The 19373-nt window shown below is 72.0% G+C and carries 13 protein-coding genes and 1 pseudogene; 8 read left to right on the plus strand and 6 right to left on the minus strand.

The window, feature by feature from the left end; all coding sequences use genetic code 11:
• Positions 1-2 precede the first annotated feature (2 nt).
• Positions 3-3281 (minus strand): bifunctional lysylphosphatidylglycerol synthetase/lysine--tRNA ligase LysX, encoded by a 3279-nt coding sequence (gene lysX / locus ACWD3E_RS25910; protein ID WP_451389954.1) that lies wholly within the window; start codon positions 3279-3281, stop codon positions 3-5.
• 186 nt (positions 3282-3467) lie between these two features.
• Between lysX and ACWD3E_RS25915 the strand changes: the two genes are divergently transcribed.
• From ACWD3E_RS25915 to ACWD3E_RS25925, 3 genes and pseudogenes are all read left to right on the plus strand, one after another.
• On the plus strand, positions 3468-3944 hold the full coding sequence (locus tag ACWD3E_RS25915; RefSeq protein WP_451389955.1) for a universal stress protein: 477 nt from the start codon (positions 3468-3470) through the stop codon (positions 3942-3944).
• Between the two features lie 447 nt (positions 3945-4391).
• Positions 4392-4670, plus strand: a pseudogene (locus tag ACWD3E_RS25920) (LysR family transcriptional regulator); the annotation flags it as partial.
• Between the two features lie 51 nt (positions 4671-4721).
• Complete coding sequence (locus ACWD3E_RS25925; RefSeq protein WP_451389956.1) at positions 4722-6146, plus strand: amino acid permease; 1425 nt, start codon at positions 4722-4724, stop codon at positions 6144-6146.
• 12 nt (positions 6147-6158) lie between these two features.
• Here the strand turns inward: ACWD3E_RS25925 and ACWD3E_RS25930 are convergent, their stop codons facing one another.
• Positions 6159-7313, minus strand: coding sequence for a CapA family protein (locus ACWD3E_RS25930; RefSeq protein ID WP_451389957.1), 1155 nt, complete (start codon positions 7311-7313; stop codon positions 6159-6161).
• A 216-nt stretch (positions 7314-7529) separates the two neighbouring features.
• On the opposite strand from ACWD3E_RS25930, the gene ACWD3E_RS25935 reads away from it, so the two are divergent.
• The 4 genes from ACWD3E_RS25935 (at position 7530) to ACWD3E_RS25950 (ending at position 10299) form a co-directional block, all read left to right on the plus strand.
• Complete coding sequence (locus ACWD3E_RS25935) at positions 7530-8078, plus strand: sigma-70 family RNA polymerase sigma factor (protein WP_451389958.1); 549 nt, start codon at positions 7530-7532, stop codon at positions 8076-8078.
• Between the two features lie 143 nt (positions 8079-8221).
• Positions 8222-8734 carry a hypothetical protein gene (locus tag ACWD3E_RS25940; RefSeq protein ID WP_451389959.1) on the plus strand — a complete coding sequence of 171 codons (513 nt, stop codon included), beginning with the start codon at positions 8222-8224 and terminating at the stop codon, positions 8732-8734.
• 226 nt (positions 8735-8960) lie between these two features.
• Positions 8961-9626 (plus strand): zf-HC2 domain-containing protein, encoded by a 666-nt coding sequence (locus ACWD3E_RS25945; RefSeq protein WP_451389960.1) that lies wholly within the window; start codon positions 8961-8963, stop codon positions 9624-9626.
• A gap of 94 nt (positions 9627-9720) precedes the next feature.
• Positions 9721-10299 (plus strand): hypothetical protein, encoded by a 579-nt coding sequence (locus ACWD3E_RS25950; RefSeq protein WP_451389961.1) that lies wholly within the window; start codon positions 9721-9723, stop codon positions 10297-10299.
• Between the two features lie 26 nt (positions 10300-10325).
• On the opposite strand, the gene ACWD3E_RS25955 is transcribed toward ACWD3E_RS25950, so the two are convergent.
• The 3 genes from ACWD3E_RS25955 to ACWD3E_RS25965 all read right to left on the minus strand — a co-directional run bounded on the left by ACWD3E_RS25955 (position 10326) and on the right by ACWD3E_RS25965 (position 14765).
• Positions 10326-11189, minus strand: a complete 864-nt coding sequence (locus tag ACWD3E_RS25955) for an Fpg/Nei family DNA glycosylase (RefSeq protein ID WP_451389962.1) — start codon at positions 11187-11189, stop codon at positions 10326-10328.
• A 70-nt stretch (positions 11190-11259) separates the two neighbouring features.
• Complete coding sequence (locus ACWD3E_RS25960; protein WP_451389963.1) at positions 11260-13356, minus strand: SpoIIE family protein phosphatase; 2097 nt, start codon at positions 13354-13356, stop codon at positions 11260-11262.
• 59 nt (positions 13357-13415) lie between these two features.
• Positions 13416-14765, minus strand: a complete 1350-nt coding sequence (locus ACWD3E_RS25965) for a DUF6777 domain-containing protein (RefSeq protein ID WP_451389964.1) — start codon at positions 14763-14765, stop codon at positions 13416-13418.
• 110 nt (positions 14766-14875) lie between these two features.
• Between ACWD3E_RS25965 and ACWD3E_RS25970 the strand changes: the two genes are divergently transcribed.
• Positions 14876-16300: a lipase maturation factor family protein gene (locus ACWD3E_RS25970; RefSeq protein WP_451389965.1), complete on the plus strand. Its 1425-nt coding sequence runs from the start codon at positions 14876-14878 to the stop codon at positions 16298-16300.
• Between the two features lie 9 nt (positions 16301-16309).
• On the opposite strand, the gene ACWD3E_RS25975 is transcribed toward ACWD3E_RS25970, so the two are convergent.
• A complete protein-coding gene (locus ACWD3E_RS25975; RefSeq protein ID WP_451389966.1) occupies positions 16310-19342 on the minus strand; it encodes an alpha-mannosidase in 3033 nt (1010 codons plus the stop codon).
• Between the last annotated feature and the right edge of the window lie 31 nt (positions 19343-19373).

Raw genomic sequence — 19373 nt, forward strand, 5'->3', positions numbered from 1 at the left:
CTTCAGCGGCGGCGGACCAGCGGGAAGGGCAGGGTCTCGCGGATCGTCAGGCCGGTGAGGAACATGACCGTGCGGTCGACGCCGATGCCGAGTCCGCCGGTCGGGGGCATCGCGTATTCGAGGGCGTCGAGGAAGTCCTCGTCCAGTTCCATGGCCTCGGGGTCGCCGCCCGCGGCCAGCAGCGACTGTCGGGTGAGGCGGCGGCGCTGTTCGACGGGGTCGGTCAGCTCGGAGTAGGCGGTGCCGAGTTCGGTGCCGAAGGCGACGAGGTCCCAGCGTTCGGCGAGCCGCGGGTCGGTGCGGTGCTGCCGGGTCAGCGGGGAGACCTCGGTCGGGAAGTCCTTGTAGAAGGTGGGCTGTTCGGTGCGCTCCTCGACCAGGCGCTCGTACATCTCCAGGACGACGTCGCCGGGCGTGTCGTCGGGGGTGTACGGCACGCCCGCCCGGTCGCACAGGCGGTGCAGCCGCAGGAGCTCGGTGCCGGGGCCGATCTCCTCCCCCAGGGCCTCGGAGATCGCGCCGTGGACCGTCCGCACCGGCCACTGGCCGGAGATGTCGTACTCCCTGCCGTCCTTGTGGGCGACCGGGTTGCCGAACGCGGCGGTCGCGGCGCCCTGGATCAGGTCACGGGTCAGGTCGAGCATCACGGTGTAGTCGGCGTGCGCCTCGTAGGCCTCCAGCATCGTGAACTCGGGGTTGTGCTTGTAGGAGACGCCCTCGTTGCGGAAGGTGCGGCCCATTTCGAAGACCTTCTCCAGGCCGCCGACGCACAGCCGCTTCAGGTACAGCTCGGGGGCGATGCGCAGGTACAGGTCGAGGTCGTAGGCGTTGATGTGGGTGGTGAAGGGCCGTGCGTTGGCGCCGCCGTGGATCTGCTGGAGCATCGGGGTCTCGACCTCCAGGTAGCCGCGGTCCAGCAGCCCCTGGCGCAGGGCCTGTACGGCGGTGGAGCGGATGCGGACGACGGCGCGGGCGTCGGGGCTGGTGACCAGGTCGAGGTAGCGGCGGCGGACCTTGACCTCGGGGTCGGTCAGGCCGCGGCGCTTGTCGGGCAGCGGGCGCAGGCACTTGCCGGTGAGCTGCCAGGAGGTGATGAAGACGGTGGGTTCGCCCTTGTCGCTCAGGCCCGCGCGGCCGGTGGCGGTGATGTGGTCGCCGATGTCGGTGTCGGCGGTGAACCGGTCGAGCGCGGGCCCCGATCCGTCGCGTGTGAGGGCGATCTGGTGGTCGCCGGACCAGTCGCGCAGCAGGGCGAAGACGATGCCGCCGAAGTCGCGGACCAGCATGATCCGGCCGGACACGGTGACGTCCTGGCCCTGCGGGACTGCGGCGAGGGCGTGGGTGGGGGCGGGCACGCCCACCGGGTACGGATCGGTGCCGGCGGCGCGCAGCCGGTCGAGTCTGCGGTGCCGGACGCGGAACTGGTCGGGCAGGTCCGCGCCCGGGACGGCGGGGCCGGCCTCCTCCCCTCCTTCGAGGCCGAGTGCCGCCAAGGACGGCAGGCCCTGCGTGGTGGCGGGCTGCTGTCCGGGCTTCGGGTGCCCCTTTCCCCAGAGTTTGCGCAGTGAGGGTACGGACACGAAGCCCTCGGCGATGCCGGAGGCGACGCCGATGCGGGCGAGGGAGGCGGGCTCGCCGTAGCAGATGAAGCGCGGGTACCACTCGGGCTGGTACTTGGCGTTCGAGCGGTACAGGGCCTCCAGTTGCCACCAGCGGGAGAAGAACAGCAGCAGGCGGCGCCAGAGCCTGAGGACCGGTCCGGCGCCGATGCGGGCGCCCTCCTCGAAGACGGACCGGAAGACGGCGAAGTTCAGCGAGATCCGGCGCACGCCCAGCTTGGGCGCGGCGGCGCACACTTCGCAGACCATGAACTCCATCACGCCGTTGGGGGCGGCGCGGTCACGGCGCATCAGGTCCAGGGAGACGCCGTCGGTGCCCCAGGGCACGAAGGAGAGCAGGGCGAGGAGCGTGCCGTCCTCGCTGAGGGCCTCCACGAGCAGGCAGTCGCCGTCGGCGGGGTCGCCGAGCCGGTCCAGGGCCATGGAGAAGCCGCGTTCGGTCTCGGTGTCGCGCCAGGCGTCGGCCTTGTCGACGATCTCTTCCATCTCGCGGTCGCTGAGCTGCGCGTGTCGGCGGATGCGGCAGGTGGCGCCGGTACGGGCGACCCGGTGCACGGCCTGCCGGGTGACGCGCATGTCCCGGCCGTTCAGGTCGAACCCGGGGACGTGCAGGATCGCCTCGTCACCGAGTTGCAGGGCGCCGAGTCCGGCGCGGGCGTAGGCGCGGGCGCCGTCCTCGGAGGCTCCCATCACCGCGGGCGCCCAGGCGTGGCGGCGTGCCAGGTCCAGCCAGACGGCGATGGCGTGCGGCCAGGCCTCCGGATCGCCGACGGGGTCGCCGCTGGCCAGGCACACGCCGGCCTCGACGCGGTAGGTGACGGCGGCCTTGCCGCTGGCCGAGAAGACGACGGCCTTGTCGCGCCGGGTGGCGAAGTAGCCGAGCGAGTCCCGCTCGCCGTACGCCCTGAGCAGGGCGCGGATGCGGGCCTCCTCGTCGCCGTGCAGGGCGGCTTCCAAGCGCTGGGAACGGAACAGCGCGGCGGCGGCGTTGAGCAGGGCGAGGGCGCCGAGCAGGCCGAGCACGAAGGTGACGCGGCGGGGCGGGCGCCCGTCGAAGGAGCTGTTGGAGACGAGTCCGCCGCAGACCCGGTCGGCGGCCCAGGCCAGGTGCTGGCTCTCGGTCAGGGTGCCCGGGAACAGCGTGACCAGGCCCCAGCCGAGCAGGATCGCGACGACGAGACCGCCGGCCAGGACGGCCAGGGCACGCCACAGGGCGCCGCGGCGGGAGGCGGCGTAGAACTCGCGGCGGGCCACCACCAGCAGGACCAGCAGCAGGGTGCACAGCACGAGCGAGGCCAGCGACTCGGCGTACAGGCCGACGGAGACGCCGAGGGCGTTGGTGAGAACGAGCAGGCCCAAGTACACGACGACCAGCCACCAGGCGACCTTCTTGCGGGCTGCGATGGCTCCGGCCAGCAGGAACAGGAAGACGGCGTACGCGAGGTTGGCGCTGATGGGGACGAGGAGCTCGTCGAGGGCGCGGACCACGGGGCGCAGTGCCCGGCGCAGCGGGGCGAAGAACGCGAGCAGGGCGCACAGCAGGCCGAGCGCGGCGAAGAAGGTCGCAAAGACCTCCGGCACCCAGCCGAGCCGCCCTCCGGCGGGCGGGCGTATCGGCCCGGCGGCATCCCGGGGTACGGCCGGCTCCGCGGTGGCAGTCATGGTTCTGACTCTAGGAAGCCCCCGCACGCCTCGCCCGTCGAACGGCGCCGCACCGCAGGGCACGGCATGGCACGGCACGCCACGGCTTCCGAATCCACCGGCTCCCCCGGATGCCGGGCCCCGGTCGGCGCCGGTTGGACGGGGCTGATCATGGGCCGGAGGCTGGGGTTCCGATAGCCTCAGGTCGTGACGGAACAGCACGAGCAGCACTCGCAGTCGCATCAGTTCGAGCGGGGTACGGACGGGCCGAAGGTCATCCTGGTCGGGGTGGACGGGTCCGATTCCTCGCTGCGTGCCGCCGCGTACGCGGGTGGGCTCGCCCGGCGGCAGCACGCGCTGCTGGCCGTGGTGTACGTGCAGCCGGTGATGGCGGCCGGGGCGGCGTTCGGGGCGCCCGTGGCGGAGACGACCGACGAGATCGCCGAGGACCTGATCACTCAGATCCGGGAGGCTGCCGAGCGGGTCAAGGGGATATTCGAGGTGCGCTGGGAGTTCCACACCTTCCGCGGCGACCCCTACAACGGCCTGGTGAAGGCGGCCGACGAACTCAAGGCGGACGCGGTGGTCGTGGGCGCCTCGGAGCAGGCGGGCCACCGGATCATCGGCTCGGTGGCGGTGCGGCTGGTGAAGGCGGGGCGCTGGCCGGTGACGGTCGTACCGTAGGGCGCCACAGCAGCGGCGCGGTGGCGAGGAGCAGGACTCCGGCCACGCGACCGCCGTACGCGCGCCCACGAGGGCGGCGAGCAGGCTCCACAGGGCGGTCACGGCGGCGGTCGGGACCTTGCTGGTGACCGACCTTGCGGCGAGGGTACGGGCCACCCGGTCGGCCGGGGTCGGTTCCAGGCGCTCGGCGGCGAGGACGGGGCTGAACGCGCCCGCGCAGGTGATCAGGCCCACCTCGACCGCCAGCACCAGAAGCAGGCCGGGCAGACCGGGGCCGACGAAGGCGAACCCGACCGGCCGGATCGCGCGCAGCACCCCGGTGATCAGCAGACGCGGCGGCGGCTGCAGCGGGCGGCGGGCGGGCCGGCTGGGAGCCGAGCAGTCCGCCGAGGCAGGGCACGGCGAAGGCGAGGCCGTACTGCCAGGGCTCGAAGCCGAGCGGGCCGGGGCCCGGACTTCGGCATCGAGCCGCTGCTCGACACGGTCGCGGACTCCGCCACGCTCGCCACCTTCGTCGGCGAGGACACCCGGCTCGTCCGGCCCGCCGGACACGAGCTGCGGCGCATCCCGCTCACCGACCCCACGCCGGTGTATCCGCACTGCCTGGTCCGGGCCGCGGCCAACACGCGCCCGGGCCTCGCCACCCGGCCGCCGGCCCGCCCCTCGTCCCGTACCTGGACCCCGGCCCGGGCCGTGCGTGGCGTCTTCCGTACGGGACACGCCTGAGCCATCATGATCCGCCGTCAGCCGTTTGCTTTCGGCGAAGAGGTGAGGCACATGGCCAGGCTCCGAATGGGTGAAGGAATTCTCCGCCGCAAACCCATCGAGCACATCGAGGAGACCGAGGTCGCCGAGGGCCCCCGGCTGGACCGGTCGCTCGGGCTGGCGCAGCTCACCGCGATCGGCGTGGGCGGCATCATCGGAGCGGGCATCTTCACGCTGGCCGGCACGGTCGCCAACGGCACGGCCGGGCCCGCGGTGCTGGTGTCGTTCCTCATCGCCGGTGTCGCGAGCGCGTGCGCGGCACTGTCGTACGCCGAGTTCGCCGGACTGATCCCGAAGGCCGGGTCGGCGTACACGTACGGCTACGCGGTGCTCGGCGAGTTCGCGGGCTGGTTCATCGGCTGGGACCTGCTGCTGGAGTACACGGCGATCGTGGCGGTGGTCGCGATCGGCATCTCGGGCTATTTCAACTTCCTCGTCGAGGAGATGGGCGCCAACCTGCCGCACTGGATGCTGGGCGCGCCCGGCACCGGGCACGGCCACCGGGTCGACCTGTTCGCGGCGGTGCTGTGCCTGCTGATCGCCTGGCTGCTGAACCTGGGCATCCGCAGCGCGGCCCGCTTCGAGACGTTCGTGGTCGCACTGAAGGTGCTGGTGGTGCTGCTGGTGATCGGCGTGGGCGTGTTCCACATCGACTCCGCGAACTACCACCCGTTCTTCCCGTTCGGCATCAGCGGCGCGTTCACGGGCGCGGCGACCGTGTTCTTCGCGGTGTTCGGCTACGACGCCATGTCCACGGCGGCCGAGGAGTCCAAGGACGCGCAGCGGCACATGCCGAAGGCGATCATCTACTCGCTGGCGATCTCGATGGTGCTGTACGTGGCGGCCTGTCTGGTGCTGACCGGCATGCAGAACTACAGGCACATCGACCCGAAGAGCGGCTTCTCGACCGCGTTCAAGTCGGTGGGCCTCACCCGCCTCGCGGACGTGATCGCGGTGGGCGCCATCATCGGCATCCTCACCGTGATGTTCACGTTCATGCTGGGCGTGACCCGGGTCTGGTTCTCCATGTCCCGTGACGGCCTGCTGCCCCGGTGGTTCGCGAAGACGCACCCGACCCGGCACGTGCCGACCCGGGTGACCTGGATCGTCGGCGTGGCGTCGGCCCTCATCGCCGGCTTCGTCCCGATCGGCTCGGCGGCCGAGCTGACCAACATCGGCATCCTGCTGGCGTTCGTGGTGGTGTGCGCGGCGGTGATCGTGCTGCGCTACCGGCAGCCGGACCTGCCGCGCACCTTCCGTACACCGTGGATGCCGGTCGTGCCCGCGCTGGGTGTCGTCTTCTCGATCTGGCTGATCACGTTCCTGCAGTGGCAGACCTGGGTGCGGTTCGCCGTGTGGTTCGTGATCGGGTGCGTGATCTACTTCGGCTACTCCTACAAGCGGTCGGCCCTGGCCGTACGGCAGCCTGCCGAGTGAGCGCCGGGCCCGTCACTGGCCCATGACCAGTCCGTCCTTGGCGGCCCCGCGGCTGAGCACCACGTCCCGGATCCGGTCGCGGACCGCGGTCAGATCGGCGCCGTGGCCGATCGCCTCGTTGACGTCGACGACCCGGCCCGCGTCGAGGTCGTACACCTGCGGGATGAACTCGGCGCTGGTGACCTGCCAGCGCTCTCGGGGCCGGGCGGGCGGGGCGAAGGTGAAACGGCCGATCGTGGACTCGTCGCCGCGCGGGTCCTCGACGCCCTGGTCGTTGATCATCTCGCCGGCGATCTGGTCACCCATGCCGTAGACCACCCAGGTGCCGTTGACCTTCTCGTACGCCTGCGGGACGTGGGCATGGGTGCCGAGGATCAGGTCGATGTCGGGGCGGCCGGCGGTCTTCGAGGCGGTGAGCCGCCGGGCCAGGGTGAGCTGCTGCTGGTCCGGGGCGTCCTGCCATGCGGTGCCCCAGTGCACGGAGACGACGACCACGTCGGCGCCGGCCCACCGGGCGGCGCGGGCGTCGGCGATCATGCGCTCCTCGTCGATCTGGTTCACGGCCCAGGGCCGGCCGGGCGGCAGCGGGTTGCCGTTGGTGCCGTAGGTGTACGACAGGTGCGCGACCTTCGCGGAACCCGCCCGGAGCAGCGTCAAGGAGCGGGCCTCGTCCTCGGTGCGGGCGGTTCCGGCGTGCCTGAGGCCCAGCTGGTCCATGGCATCCAGGGTGCGCTGGATGCCGCGGTCGCCGTCGTCCAGGGCACGGTCGGAGGCGGTGGAGCAGCTGTCGTAGCCGGTGGCGGTGAGGCCCTCGGCGATCTGCGGCGGGGACTTGAAGATCCGATGGCTCGAGTAGTCGCCGTCGGAGCCGTAGACGGTCTCCATGTGACACAGCGCCAGATCGGCGCCGGAGACGACGGGTTCGACGCCGGAGAGCATCGGACGGAAGTCGAAGCCGTGGCCGCCTGCGTCGAAGTTCGCCCGGTCGAGGACGGAGGTCTCCGGCAGCACGTCACCGGAGGCGACGAGGGTGAAGGCGCGGGCGGCGGGCGGCGCCGGGTGGCCGACCCGGGCGGCGGAATCCTGGCGCTCCTGGTTCGAGCAGGCCGCCGCGGCGGCCAGCACGGCGGTCAGGGCCAGCGCCACCTGGTGTCTGCGTCCGATCATCAGCTCACCCCGAGATTGTCCTATTTGCAGACCGTTTCATAACAGGCATATGGGTACGAATCTGACTCGCGATGCAAACGACCTGGGCGCCCTCATTAACCCGTCCGGGGCTGCGCCGCGCCGCTCGTCCGACCGTTCGCCGACGCGATCGACCGTCCGTCGCAGAGCCGTGCACGCCCCCTGTCCCCCGCCCTCGCGCCGCGCTGCCATACGGCCATGACGGCCGGAACCTCACTCACCCACGCGGCGACGACCGCCGAGCACGAACTGGCCGCGCTCCAGCGCGAGCACGGCGGCCCCCTCTTCGCGCTGCTGCTCAGGCTCAGCGACGGGGACCGGCAGCGCGCCGAGGACCTCGTGCAGGAGACCCTGGTGCGCGCCTGGCAGCATCCCGAGGCGCTGCACGCCGCCGACTTCGACTCCGTACGGCCCTGGCTGCTGACCGTCGGCCGGCGCCTCGCGATCGACGCCCGGCGGGCCCGGCGGGCGCGGCCCCACGAGATCGGCGACGAGGTCCCCGAGAACGCACGGGTGACCGCCGACCCCGCCGAGCGGGCCGCCACGGCGCTCGACGTGCGCGAGGCTGTGAAGACACTCACGCCGGAACACCGTGACGTATTGGTACTCGTGTATTTTCGCGGGGCCAGTGTGGCGGAAGCGGCGAAAACTCTCGGCATTCCACCCGGTACCGTGAAATCCCGCGCGTACTACGCGCTGCGCGCGCTGCGCCGGGTTCTTCCGGGTTATGCAACCGACCTGCGGTGAAACCGACGGCCGGGTCAAACCTCGGTAAACCGCCTTGCTGTGACCCCCGTTCGGGCAATGGGCTGTCCTCATTCGCGTTCCGGACGGGGGGCCGGGTCCAGAGGTTCGGGCGACGCGCACGCACCGGAGGAAGGCAGGAAGGGATGCTGCACAGAGGGTACGAGAGCACGGACGGCACCGGCGGCGGTGAACTGTCCGTCCCCATGGCCTGGTTGTACGCCGAGTACATCGCCGACGAGCTGCTGCGCACGGGCGACCTGATGCCGCCGACGTCCTTCGAGTTCCGGGCCGGCCGGGACGCGCTGGCGCTCACCGTCTTCCTGTCCGACACCGACGGCGAACTCTCCGGCATCCGGGTGGTCTCCCAGCTGGAGAACTGGGCGTCGCTGACGGCGTACGACCAGCCGTGGCAGGACTGGGTGCGCACCCGCATGGCCGAGCTGGCTGCCGAGGCGGCCGAGTCCGGTGATCCCTCCCCCGACCTCGCGCTGGCCTCCGACGCGTGGCGCTGGCTGGAGGAGACCGAGCTGCTCGCGCCGGACCTGGACGCGGTGCCGGGCGGCGGGGTGTTCGGCGAGGACGACGGGCCGAAGGTGTGGACACCGGCCTGGCGGCTCGGACTGCCGCTGGGGCATCTGGCGATCCACCTCTTCTGAGCCGTCCTGGCCGAGCCGACCTGGCCGAGCCGACTTTTCCGGGCCGTCCCTTCCGGACGCGGATCCGGTCGCGGATTCGGACCAATCCGCGGGCCGGGCCGCTCCGAATCCCTCGGCCGTCCTCTGGCCGCGATTCCGGGCGCGGCTTGAGTGATTCGGCTGTCGGCTGCGTACGGATGGGTGCACGGAGTAACCCCACCCGCACCCATCGGCACGAGGATTCGGCATGAGGTCCCTGGAAAGGCATCGCGACGTCGGCGCTTATGCGCTCGGCGTGCTGGACGAGGCGGAAGCCTTCCGCTTCGAGGACCACCTCATGGAGTGCCCGCAGTGCGCGGCGCACGTGACCGAATTCGGCCCCACCGCACGGCAGTTGCTGCTGTACCGCCGTGCCACGCCGCGCTTTGTGCACCCCATGGCGCAGCCCGGTCCGCGGCTGCTGGACCGGCTGCTCGGCGAGCTGGCTCACCGGCGCCGGGTACGGCGCCGCCGCGCCCTGTACGGGCTGGCCGCCTCGGTGGTACTGGCCGTGGCCGGACCGGGGCTCGTGGTGTTCGCCGGTCACGGCAGCGGCGGCGCGCAGGCCACCGCGCACGTCACCGCGGCCACCGACCCCAGCACGGGCGTGTGGGCGCAGGTCACGTCGGCGGACGAGGACTCGGGCAGCCTGCTGCGGCTGGAGATCAGGGACGGCTCCGGGGTTCACGCCTGCCGCCTCGTGGCCGTCGGCCGCGACGGCTCGGAACAGGTCGTCACCAGCTGGACCAACACCGGCGACGGCACCCACCCCCTCACGACGCTCGGCTCCGCCGCACTGCATCCGGACCAGATCGCCCGATACGAGGTGCGCACGGCAGAGGGGAAGCGGCTGGTGACATTGCGAGCACGATGACGCCGAGATCACGACCGGGACACGCGGACCTGACCAAAGATTCACGTTAGGTAAGCCTTACCTCAGCTTGATCTGTGAGTCCTAGGAGTCGTCCGTGTCCGTATCCCCCGAGCCAGCCGTGTCCCCGCAGGCCAGTCCATTGCCCCGGCTGGGCCTGTACGACACCTGGTGGACCGTCGGGGGCGCGGCCGTGGCCGCCTGCCTGAGCCTCACGGCCTGCGCCTGGATCTCGCTGCATGTGCAGGTGGACGCCTCCCTGCGCACTGCCGCGCTGTTCGTGCACCTCGCCTCGCTGATCCTCGGCTTCGGGGCCGTCCTGGCCGCCGACTACCACGCCCTGCTGTGGCTCACGGGCCGGTGCAGCCTGGCGGACGCGCTGAAGAGCACCAACCGGCTGCACGTCCCGATCTGGGCCGGGCTCGCCGGACTGGTGGCCAGCGGGGCGCTGCTCCACCCGGACCTGGGCTCCCCGCTCACCCGGACCAAGCTGGCCCTGGTGCTCGCCCTCACCCTCAACGGCCTGCAGGCCGGGCTCCTCACCCGGCGCATGGCGGCGCGGCGCGGTGCCCCGGTCGCCCCGAGGTTGCTCGTCTGGGGCGCCGCCACCGCTCTCGTGTCCCAGGCCTGCTGGTGGGGCGCGGTGGTCATCGGGTTCCACAACAGCAGGCGCTGACGCGCCCCCTCGCTTTAGCCGGCCCGCTACTTCAGCAGGCGGGACAGTCTGCGGTCCGCGAGGGGCTTGCCGCCGGTCTGGCAGGTGGGGCAGTACTGGAGCGAGGAGTCGCTGAAGGAGACCTCGCGGATGGTGTCGCCGCACACCGGGCAGGGTTCACCGGCGCGGCCGTGGACTCTCAGCCCGCTCTTCTTCTCCGCCTTCAGGCGTCCGGCGGCCAGCCCCCGGGAGCGCTCGACGGCCTCGGTGAGTGTGCCGCGCAGCGCCTCGTAGAGCCGGTGGGTCTCCTCGGGGGTCAGGGACGCGGCGAGTTTGAAGGGGGACATCTTCGCGGCGTGCAGGATCTCGTCGCTGTAGGCGTTGCCGACACCCGCGATCAGGCTCTGGTCGCGCAGGGCGCCCTTCAGCCGGCGCCGCTCGTCCCTGAGCAGGGCGGCGAAGCGGTCCTCGTCGAAGCCCGCGGCGAGCGGGTCGGGGCCGAGGCGGGCGACGCCCGGGACGTCCCCCGGGTCCCGGACCAGGTACACCGCGAGACGCTTCTGCGTGCCGGCCTCGGTGAGGTCGAAGCCCTCGCCGGTCTCCAGCGCCGCGCGCAGGGCCAGGGGCCCCTTGCCGGGCCGGGGCAGGCCGTCCGGCAGCCGGTCCTTCCACTGGAGCCAGCCCGCGCGGGCCAGGTGGATCACCAGGTGCAGCCCGCTGTCCGCCCCGATGTCCAGGAACTTGCCGTACCGCCGCACGGCGGTCACCTCGCCGCCCTCGAAGGCGGTGACCGGCGGGTCGTACGTCTTCAGCACACTCACGGCAACCGGCAGCACCCGCACCACCCGCCGCCCGACCAGGTGCTCGGCGAGAAAGTCCTTCAGCGCTTCCACCTCGGGCAGTTCCGGCATACGTCCAGCGTGCCATCCGACACCGGCAAGGCGCTGCGAGCGGTACGCCGGGCGCCGTACCCGAGTTCCGTCAGCCGCCGTCCGCGTGCCCCGCGTCGTCCGTCGGCATCAGGAACTCGCACCACACGGCTTTCCCGCCACCGCGTGCCTCGACGCCCCACACGTCGGTGAGTCGGTCGACTAGGAGCAGGCCCCGGCCGGAGACGCCGTTCTCGCCGGCCTCGCGGCGGCGGGGCAGGGCGCTGGAGGAGTCCTCGACCTCGATCCTGAGGCGGCGTTCGGTGCCGTCCAGGACCCGGAGGGTGACGATCGCCGCGCCCTCGGTGTGCAGGAGGGCGTTGGTCATCAGCTCGTCGGCGACCAGCTCGATCTCGTCGGACCGGTCCCGGGCGCCCCAGGTACGCACCGCCGTACGGACCATGTGCCGCGCGTGGACGAGGGCCTCGGGGTCGCCGGGTGCCACGTGCCGGCGGAGCCGGCCGCGGGCCCGCGGGGCCTCGGGGACGCTGCGGCGCAGCAGGAGCAGAGCCACGTCGTCCTCGCCGCCCCGCTCCTCGGCCAGCTCGATCAGCCGGTCGGCGAGAAGGCGCACCCCGTCCGGCGCGGCGGCGATGCGGGCGGCCAGGGCCCGCATGCCGTCGCCCAGGTCGACGCCGGGCTGCTCCACGAGTCCGTCGGTGCACAGCAGCAACGTCTGGCCGGGGTCGAGTTCGAGGGTGGTGACGGGATACTCCAGCAAGCCGAACTCGGCGGACAGCCCGAGCGGCAGACCGCCCTCCACCGGGACGCGATGGCAGGTGCCGTCGGTGTGCCGGAGCAGCGGGTCGATGTGCCCGGCGCGGACCAGTTGGACGACGCCGGTGGACAGGTCGGCCTGCGCGTACAGGCAGGTGGCGAAGCGGTCGGTGTCGAGTTCGCGCAGGAAGACGGAGGCCCTGGCCATGACGGTGGCCGGGGTGTGCCCCTCGGCGGCGTAGGCGCGCAGCACGATCCGCAGCTGACCCATCACGGCCGCCGCGTGCGTGTCGTGGCCCTGGACGTCTCCGACGACGGCGCCGATCCGGCCGGCGGGCAGCGGGACGAGGTCGTACCAGTCGCCGCCGATGTCCCGGCCGAGGGAGGCGGAACGGTAGCGGACGGCGACGTCGGCGCCGCGCACGCTGGGGATGGTGCGGGGCAGCATCGCCTGCTGGAGGCCCTGTGCGAGGTCTTTGTCCTGCTCGTAGAGCATGGCGCGCTGCAGGCTCTGCGCGATGCTGCTGCCGAGCGCGACCAGCACGGCCCGCTCCTCCGCGCAGAAGCCGCGCCGGTCGCTGTAGAGCAGGCCCATGGCACCGATCGGGCGGGCCTGGGCGATCAGCGGCAGGTAGGCCGCCGAGGTGATGTGCAGGTCGGTGAGGTGCGGCCAGAGGATCGGGTAGTTCTCGGCGAACTCCTCGGGCGACTCGATGAAGCGCGGGGTGAGCGTGCGGACGACCTCGCTCATCGGGTACGGCTCGTCCGTCCGGGTGATCCGGGTGCCGGGTACGAAGCTGTCGGCGGGACCCTCGGCGACGAGCCGGATGCGGCCGGCCTCCACCAGGCCCATGACCAGGCTGGCCGCGCCGAGATGGCGGATGCCTTGGGTGTCCTTGAGGACGTCGATGACGTCCTTGACGCTGCGGGCGTGCGCGAGGGCGGCCGAGACGGCCTGGACGATGTTGGTCTGCTGGCGGAACGCCTCGTCCTGCGCGGCCCGCAGGCTGCGCGACGCGCTGTCGGCGAGTTCCTGCGTGGCGTCCCGGACGATGCCGATCACCCGGCGCGGCCGGCCGGTCTCGTCGCGCCGGATGCAGCCCTGGGTGTGGGTCCAGCGGGAGCTGCCGTCACGGCAGCGGAGGCGGAAGTAGGCGCCGTAGTTCTCGCTGCCGTCCTTGATGGCCCGGGAGACGACCTCGTCGAGCCGGGCCCCCTCGTCCGGCGGCACCCGCACCGCCAGGGACTCGGGGCGCCCGTCGTACTCCTCGGGAAGCAGGTCGAACACCTCGAAGGCCTGGGCGTCCAGGTGGAACAGACCGGTGTCCAGGTCCCAGTCGAAGCTGCCCATGCGGTTGAGCGCCAGGATCGGCTCCGAGTGCGCGGGCCAGTCCTTCGGGAGGGACAGGGCGCTCGCTCCCCGATCAGCCATGGGGCCCACCTTGCCAGGCTTTGCCCGATTGTTCGACTTGTATGGCTACGCGGTCGCGCTCAGTTCTCGAGGACGTCGGTGGGGCTGTCGAAGATGCTCCCGGTGATGCTCCCGGTGCCGCTGCCGGTCGAGCCGGGCTCGCTGGACGTGCGGACGACGGGCGTGCGGACCGCGGACGTGCCGTCGGGGATCAGGCTGCCGACGTCCAGCAGGTCGGAGATGCCGGGGACGTCCGGCGGGCCGGTCCCCTGCGGGGTGTCCGGAGTGGAGGCGTCCGGCAAGGAGTCGAAGAACGGCGGGTCCTGCGAGGCGGTCGTGCCGGGGGCCGAGCTGCCCGGATCCGCCGGGCCGGTAGAGGCAGCGGCCGGGTCGGTACGGTTGCCGGCCGTGACCGCTGGGGGCGACGCTTCGACGCCGGGGAACCTGCCGGTCCCGCTCGGACTCGGGCTCGGGCTCGGCCGGCCGGGGCCTGGGGATTCGGTGCCCGCGGGCGCCGCCCAGGCCGGTGCGGGTACGACGTGGTCCTGGCTGACGTCGTGGCCGATCCGGCGCTCGAACCAGGTGTCCGTCTTGGTGTCGATGACCGTGATGGCGGTGATCGTCCGGGACGCCGGGGTCACCATGATCACCTCGTTGGGCCGGTAGCCGGACCAGGCGGTGCCCCGGGCGGACGGCATGCCGCGGATGGACTCGGGCGGCTTCAGCGGGTTGCCGCAGGCGCAGCGCACGCGCGGCACACCCCGGCTGTCGACGAGGACCGCGGTGCCGGCCTGCAGGACGGACTGGAACCCGGACGCCTGCCGGTCCCGGTAGTAGTGGTTGGTGACCCGGGTGTCGGCGCGCAGCACGACCGGCGCCAGGCCGCGCAGATAGCCGGGGATCGCCGCGCGGGAGATGCCCGCCGCACGGGCGAAGGCGTCACCCTTGGCCCGGTCGGCGGCCAGATAGCCGATCTGCCGCTCGACGTCGCAGCCGGAGGTGTGTGCGGTGCCGCTGTACAGCCCGGGGGTCGCGCCGGAGAGGGCGCGCACCCCGCGCGGCGGCTCGGCCCCGCCGGCGCGCTGCGGCACCTCCGACGGATCCGGCGACCTCGACGAACTCGGCGTCATCGGTGTCATCGGCCTCGTCGGCGTCATGGACGTCATCGGCGTCATCGGCGTCGCGGGCGGTGGGCTGACGGGGGTGTGGGCGCCCGCGGAGTCGATGAAGGGGGCGGGGCCCTGGTCCGCCGCGGGCTGGAGGAAGACCTCGCCGCCCGGCCCGGTCTCCCGCACGCTCTGTCCGACACAGCCGGAGACGAGGAGCGCGAACGAGAGCGCGCAGGCCGTGACGATGGATCCGGCGGGTATCCGCACCGTGTTCTCCCGCATCCGCTCGATGGCCAGTTCGTCCCCTATTGTCTGCTTCACCGACTCAGGTCACGCAAGCGGAGCGCCGTGGTACACAGGGTGACGAGACCCTGTACCACTTGGGGCGCGATCGTCACGATGGCCACAATGGAGGCAGGGAGCACACGGCCGTGAACTGGTTCACCGCACCCGACTACTGGCTGAGCCGGCTGGTCCTGCAGCGGGCTCTGGCCGCCCTGTACCTGGTCGCGTTCATGACGGCGGCCCTGCAGTTCCGGGCACTCCTGGGCGAGCGAGGCATGCTGCCGATCCCCCGCTACGTGGCGCGGGTGCCGTTCAAACGGGCACCGAGCCTGTTCCAGCTTCGCTACTCGGACCGCTTCTTCGCCGCCTGCGCCTGGACGGGCTGCGCGGTCTCCGCCGCCCTGCTGGCCGGGGCGGACTCCCAACTGCCGCTGTGGGCCGGGATGGTGCTGTGGCTGGTGCCGTGGGCGCTGTACCTGTCGATCGTCAACGTGGGCCAGACGTGGTACGCGTTCGGCTGGGAGTCGCTGCTCCTGGAGACCGGATTCCTGGCCGCGTTCCTCGGCAACGACGAGGTCGCGCCGCCGGTCGTCGTGCTGTTCCTGCTGCGCTGGATCCTGTTCCGCGTCGAGTTCGGCGCCGGGCTGATCAAGATCCGCGGTGACGCGTGCTGGCGGAAGCTGACCTGCCTGTACTACCACCACGAGACGCAGCCGATGCCGGGCCCGCTGAGCTGGTTCTTCCACCACCTGCCGAAGCCGCTGCACCGGGTGGAGGTGGCCGCGAACCACTTCACCCAACTGGGCGTGCCCATCCTGCTGTTCACCCCCCAGCCGATCGCCTCGGCCGCCGCCGCGCTGATGATCGTCACCCAGCTGTGGCTGGTGCTGTCGGGCAATTTCTCCTGGCTGAACTGGATCACCGTCGTGCTGGCGCTGTCCGCGCTCCGGTTTCCCACCACCGCCCCGTCCGTGCCCGCCGCACCCCTGTGGTACGAGATCGTGGTGCTCGCCGTCGCCGCGCTCCTGGTGTACCTGAGCCGCAACCCGGTGATGAACATGATCTCCCGCCGCCAGATCATGAACCGCTCCTTCGACCCGCTGCACCTGGTGAACACCTACGGCGCCTTCGGCAGCGTCAGCCGCGTCCGCTACGAGGTGGTGGTGGAGGGCACGCTGGACGAACTACCGCACGAGGACTCCGACTGGCGCGAGTACGAGTTCAAGGGCAAGCCCGGCGACCCACGCCACTGGCCGCGCCAGTTCGCGCCCTACCATCTGCGCCTGGACTGGCTGATGTGGTTCGCCGCGCTGTCGCCGGCCTATGCCGGGGAATGGTTCGGGGGCCTGGTGGAGCGCCTGCTGGACAACGACCGCGACACCCTCCGCCTCCTGCGCCGCTCCCCCTTCCCCCCTGACACCCCGCCCCGCTGCATCCGCGCCCGCCTCTTCCGCTACCGGTACACCACCTGGCGCGAGCTGCGCGAGACCGGTGCCTGCTGGGAGCGGACGTACGTCCGGGACTACATGCCGCCGGTACGGCTGGAGCAGGCACCGGCCCGGCGCTGGTGAGCCTCGGGGTCAGCTCGCGCGCCGCAGCCTCAGCGTCATCAGCTCGAACGGCCGCAGGCGTACGGTGATCCGGTCGCCGTCGCGGGCCGGTGGCTCGGTGTCGCCGAGCGGCCGTTCCAGCAGGTCGGTCACCGTCAGGTCCGCGAGGGCGAAGCCCGCCGCGAGGGTCGCGCGGGCCCGGCTTCCGTGCGCCTCGTGGAAGCGGACCACCACGTCACCGCTGCCGTCGTCGGCGAGCTTCACGGCCGTGACGACGACCGCCTCGTTGTCCACCGTGACCAGCGGCTCGACCTCACCGGCACCGGTCGTGCGCCGCTCCGGCAGGTTGATCCGCCAGCCCTCGCGGACCGCGTCGGCGATGGCCGCGCCGGGAATGAGAGCGTGCCGGAAGCGGTGGACGCCCTGGTCGGTCTCGGGGTCGGGGAAGCGCGGGGCGCGCAGGAGGGACACCCGAAGAGTGGTGACCGTGGTGGCCGTACCGCGGTCGCCTTCGGCGCGGACCGTGCGGGTCACGTCGTGGCCGTACGTCGAGTCGTTGACGACCGCGACGCCCCAGTCGGGCTCGGCCAGGTGCACGAAACGGTGGTTGCAGGCCTCGAACTTGGCAGCCTCCCAGGAGGTGTTGGTGTGCGTGGGCCGGTAGAAGTGCCCGAACTGGGTCTCCGACGCGTACCGTTCGGCGTGCAGGTCGAGCGGGAAGGCCAGCTTCAGGAACTTCTCCGTCTCGTGCCAGTCGACCTCGGTGTCGATGTCCAGCCGCCGCTCCCCCGGCGGCAGCGACAGCACCTGCGTGACGCGGGAGGCACCGAAGGACCGCACGATCCGCACCGACGCCCCGTCCTCCCCTGCGCTCACCTCGTCGGCGTCCGTCAGGTCCGTGACCGTGTTCCGGTAGAACTCGTCCACGTCCCAGGCATCCCACATGTTCGGGAAGTCGGGGTGGAGTTGGAGGAGGTTCGCGAAGGCGCCGGGGGCGATCGTCTCACGGTCGGCCTCGATGTCGTAGGCGGAGACGACCAGGCCCTGGGCGTCGATCCCGATCCGCAGCAGGCCGTTGTCCAGGACGTGTCCGCCGTCCGGGCGCGGCGCGAGGGTGGTCATGCCGTCCGTCCGAGGTGCTGCTGCCCCGCCGGCCGGGACGCCGGCACGCGGGTGCGGGGTGGCGTTGAAGGCGAGAGGGGTCTCCCCCTCACCGGCCAGGGCCCATTGGGCGGCTTCGGTGATCCCGTTGAGTTCGGCGGCGACACGCTCGTATGTCGCCCGTGCCTCCCGGTGCACCCAGGCGATGGACGAGCCGGGCAGGATGTCGTGGAACTGGTGCAGCAGGACGGTCTTCCAGATGCGGTCCAACTGCTCGTAGGGGTAGGGGAATCCGGTGCGTACGGCGGCGGTGGCCGCCCACAGTTCGGCCTCGCGCAGCAGGTGCTCGCTGCGGCGGTTGCCCTGCTTGGTCCTCGCCTGGCTGGTGAAGGTGGCGCGGTGCAGTTCGAGATACAACTCGCCTACCCAGACCGGGGGTTCGGGGTACTCGGCCTCGGCCTTGCGGAAGAACGCCCGGGGTGTCTCCCAGGCGACGGTGGCCGAGCCCTCGAGGTCGCGGAGCCGGGCCGCCTTGGCGACCATCTCCCGGGTCGTGCCGCCGCCTCCGTCGCCCCAGCCGGTGGGCGCAAGAGAGTGCCGGGCCTTGCCCTTTTCCTTGAAGTTCCGTGCCGCGTGGGCGATTTCGCTGCCCTTCATCGAGCAGTTGTAGGTGTCGACGGGCGGGAAGTGGGTGAAGATCCGGGTGCCGTCGATGCCCTCCCAGCGGAAGGTGTGGTGCGGGAACTTGTTCGTCCGCGACCAGGAGATCTTCTGCGTGAGCAGCCACTTGGAGCCGGCCGCCTTGATGATCTGCGGGAGTCCGGCGGCGAAGCCGAAGGTGTCGGGCAGCCAGGCCTCCTCGTTCTCGATGCCGAACTCGTCCAGGAAGAACCGTTTGCCGTGCACGAACTGGCGGGCCATCGCCTCCGAGCCCGGCATGTTGGTGTCCGACTCCACCCACATCCCGCCGGCCGGCACGAACCGCCCCTCCGCCACCGCCTTCTTCACCCGCGCCCACACCTCGGGCCGGTGCTCCTTCACCCAGGCCCACTGCTGCGCCTGGGACATGGCGAAGACGAACTCCGGCTCGTCCTCGATCAGCGCGGTCATGTTGGACGTCGTACGGGCCACCTTGCGGACGGTCTCGCGCAGCGGCCACAGCCACGCCGAGTCGATGTGCGCGTGCCCGACGGCGCTGATGCGGTGGGCGGACGGCACGGCCGGGGCGGCGAGCACCTCGGTGAGCTGCGCACGGGCCCTGGCCGCCGTACCGCCCACGTCCTGCAGGTCGACGGCGTCGAGGGCCCGGTCGACGGCGCGCAGGATGTCCCAGCGGCGCGCGGAGTCCACCGGCAGCTCGGCCATCAGCTCGCCGAGCACCTCCAGGTCCAGCACCAGGTCCCACACGGTCCGGTCGAACACGGCGAGGTCCATGCGGGTGAGCGTGTACTGCGGCTCGTGCCCGGCGGTGTCCTTGTCGCCGAGCAAGGTGGGCCGGAAGGGGTGGTAGTCGAGGATGACGGGGTTGGAAGCGGCCTCGATGTGCAGGCGCACCTCCTCGCCGCCCTCGACGGGCGCGCCGACGCGCACCCACTGGTTGCGCGGGTTGAGGCCCTTCACCGGGGTGCCGTCGGGCCGGTAGACCAGGCCCTCGCACTGGAAGCCGGGCATGTTCTCGTCGAAGCCCAGGTCGAGCAGGGCCTCGACGGTCTTGCCGGCCCACGCCTCGGGGACGGTCCCGGTCACCCGGAACCAGCTGGTGCCCCAGGGAGCACCCCACCTGGCGCCCACCTCGATCGGCTCGGGCTCGGCGGCGAGCCCCTCCTCGACCGGTACCGGCTCCCCGGGCGCGTGCCACACCGCGACCCGCAGCGGCATGGACTCGGGGTACACGGCGGGGCGGATGCGCTCGTCGAGGACGCGCCTGAGGCGGGCTTCCACCAGAGTGCGGTCGTCATGCATGCGGGATGCTCCCTGCTGGGTTCCGGGGTGA

It is taken from the genome of Streptomyces sp. NPDC002676, assembly GCF_053592455.1.

Bases quoted from the DNA above. Each gene is read 5' to 3' on its own strand.
- ACWD3E_RS25945 (WP_451389960.1), top strand. From the start codon at position 8,961: ATGAGGTCCCTGGAAAGGCATCGCGACGTCGGCGCTTATGCGCTCGGC.
- ACWD3E_RS25960 (WP_451389963.1), bottom strand. From the start codon at position 13,356: ATGGCTGATCGGGGAGCGAGCGCCCTGTCCCTCCCGAAGGACTGGCCC.
- ACWD3E_RS25935 (WP_451389958.1), top strand. From the start codon at position 7,530: ATGACGGCCGGAACCTCACTCACCCACGCGGCGACGACCGCCGAGCAC.
- lysX (WP_451389954.1), bottom strand. From the start codon at position 3,281: ATGACTGCCACCGCGGAGCCGGCCGTACCCCGGGATGCCGCCGGGCCG.
- ACWD3E_RS25925 (WP_451389956.1), top strand. From the start codon at position 4,722: ATGGCCAGGCTCCGAATGGGTGAAGGAATTCTCCGCCGCAAACCCATC.
- ACWD3E_RS25940 (WP_451389959.1), top strand. From the start codon at position 8,222: ATGCTGCACAGAGGGTACGAGAGCACGGACGGCACCGGCGGCGGTGAA.
- ACWD3E_RS25930 (WP_451389957.1), bottom strand. From the start codon at position 7,313: ATGATCGGACGCAGACACCAGGTGGCGCTGGCCCTGACCGCCGTGCTG.
- ACWD3E_RS25955 (WP_451389962.1), bottom strand. From the start codon at position 11,189: ATGCCGGAACTGCCCGAGGTGGAAGCGCTGAAGGACTTTCTCGCCGAG.
- ACWD3E_RS25975 (WP_451389966.1), bottom strand. From the start codon at position 19,342: ATGCATGACGACCGCACTCTGGTGGAAGCCCGCCTCAGGCGCGTCCTC.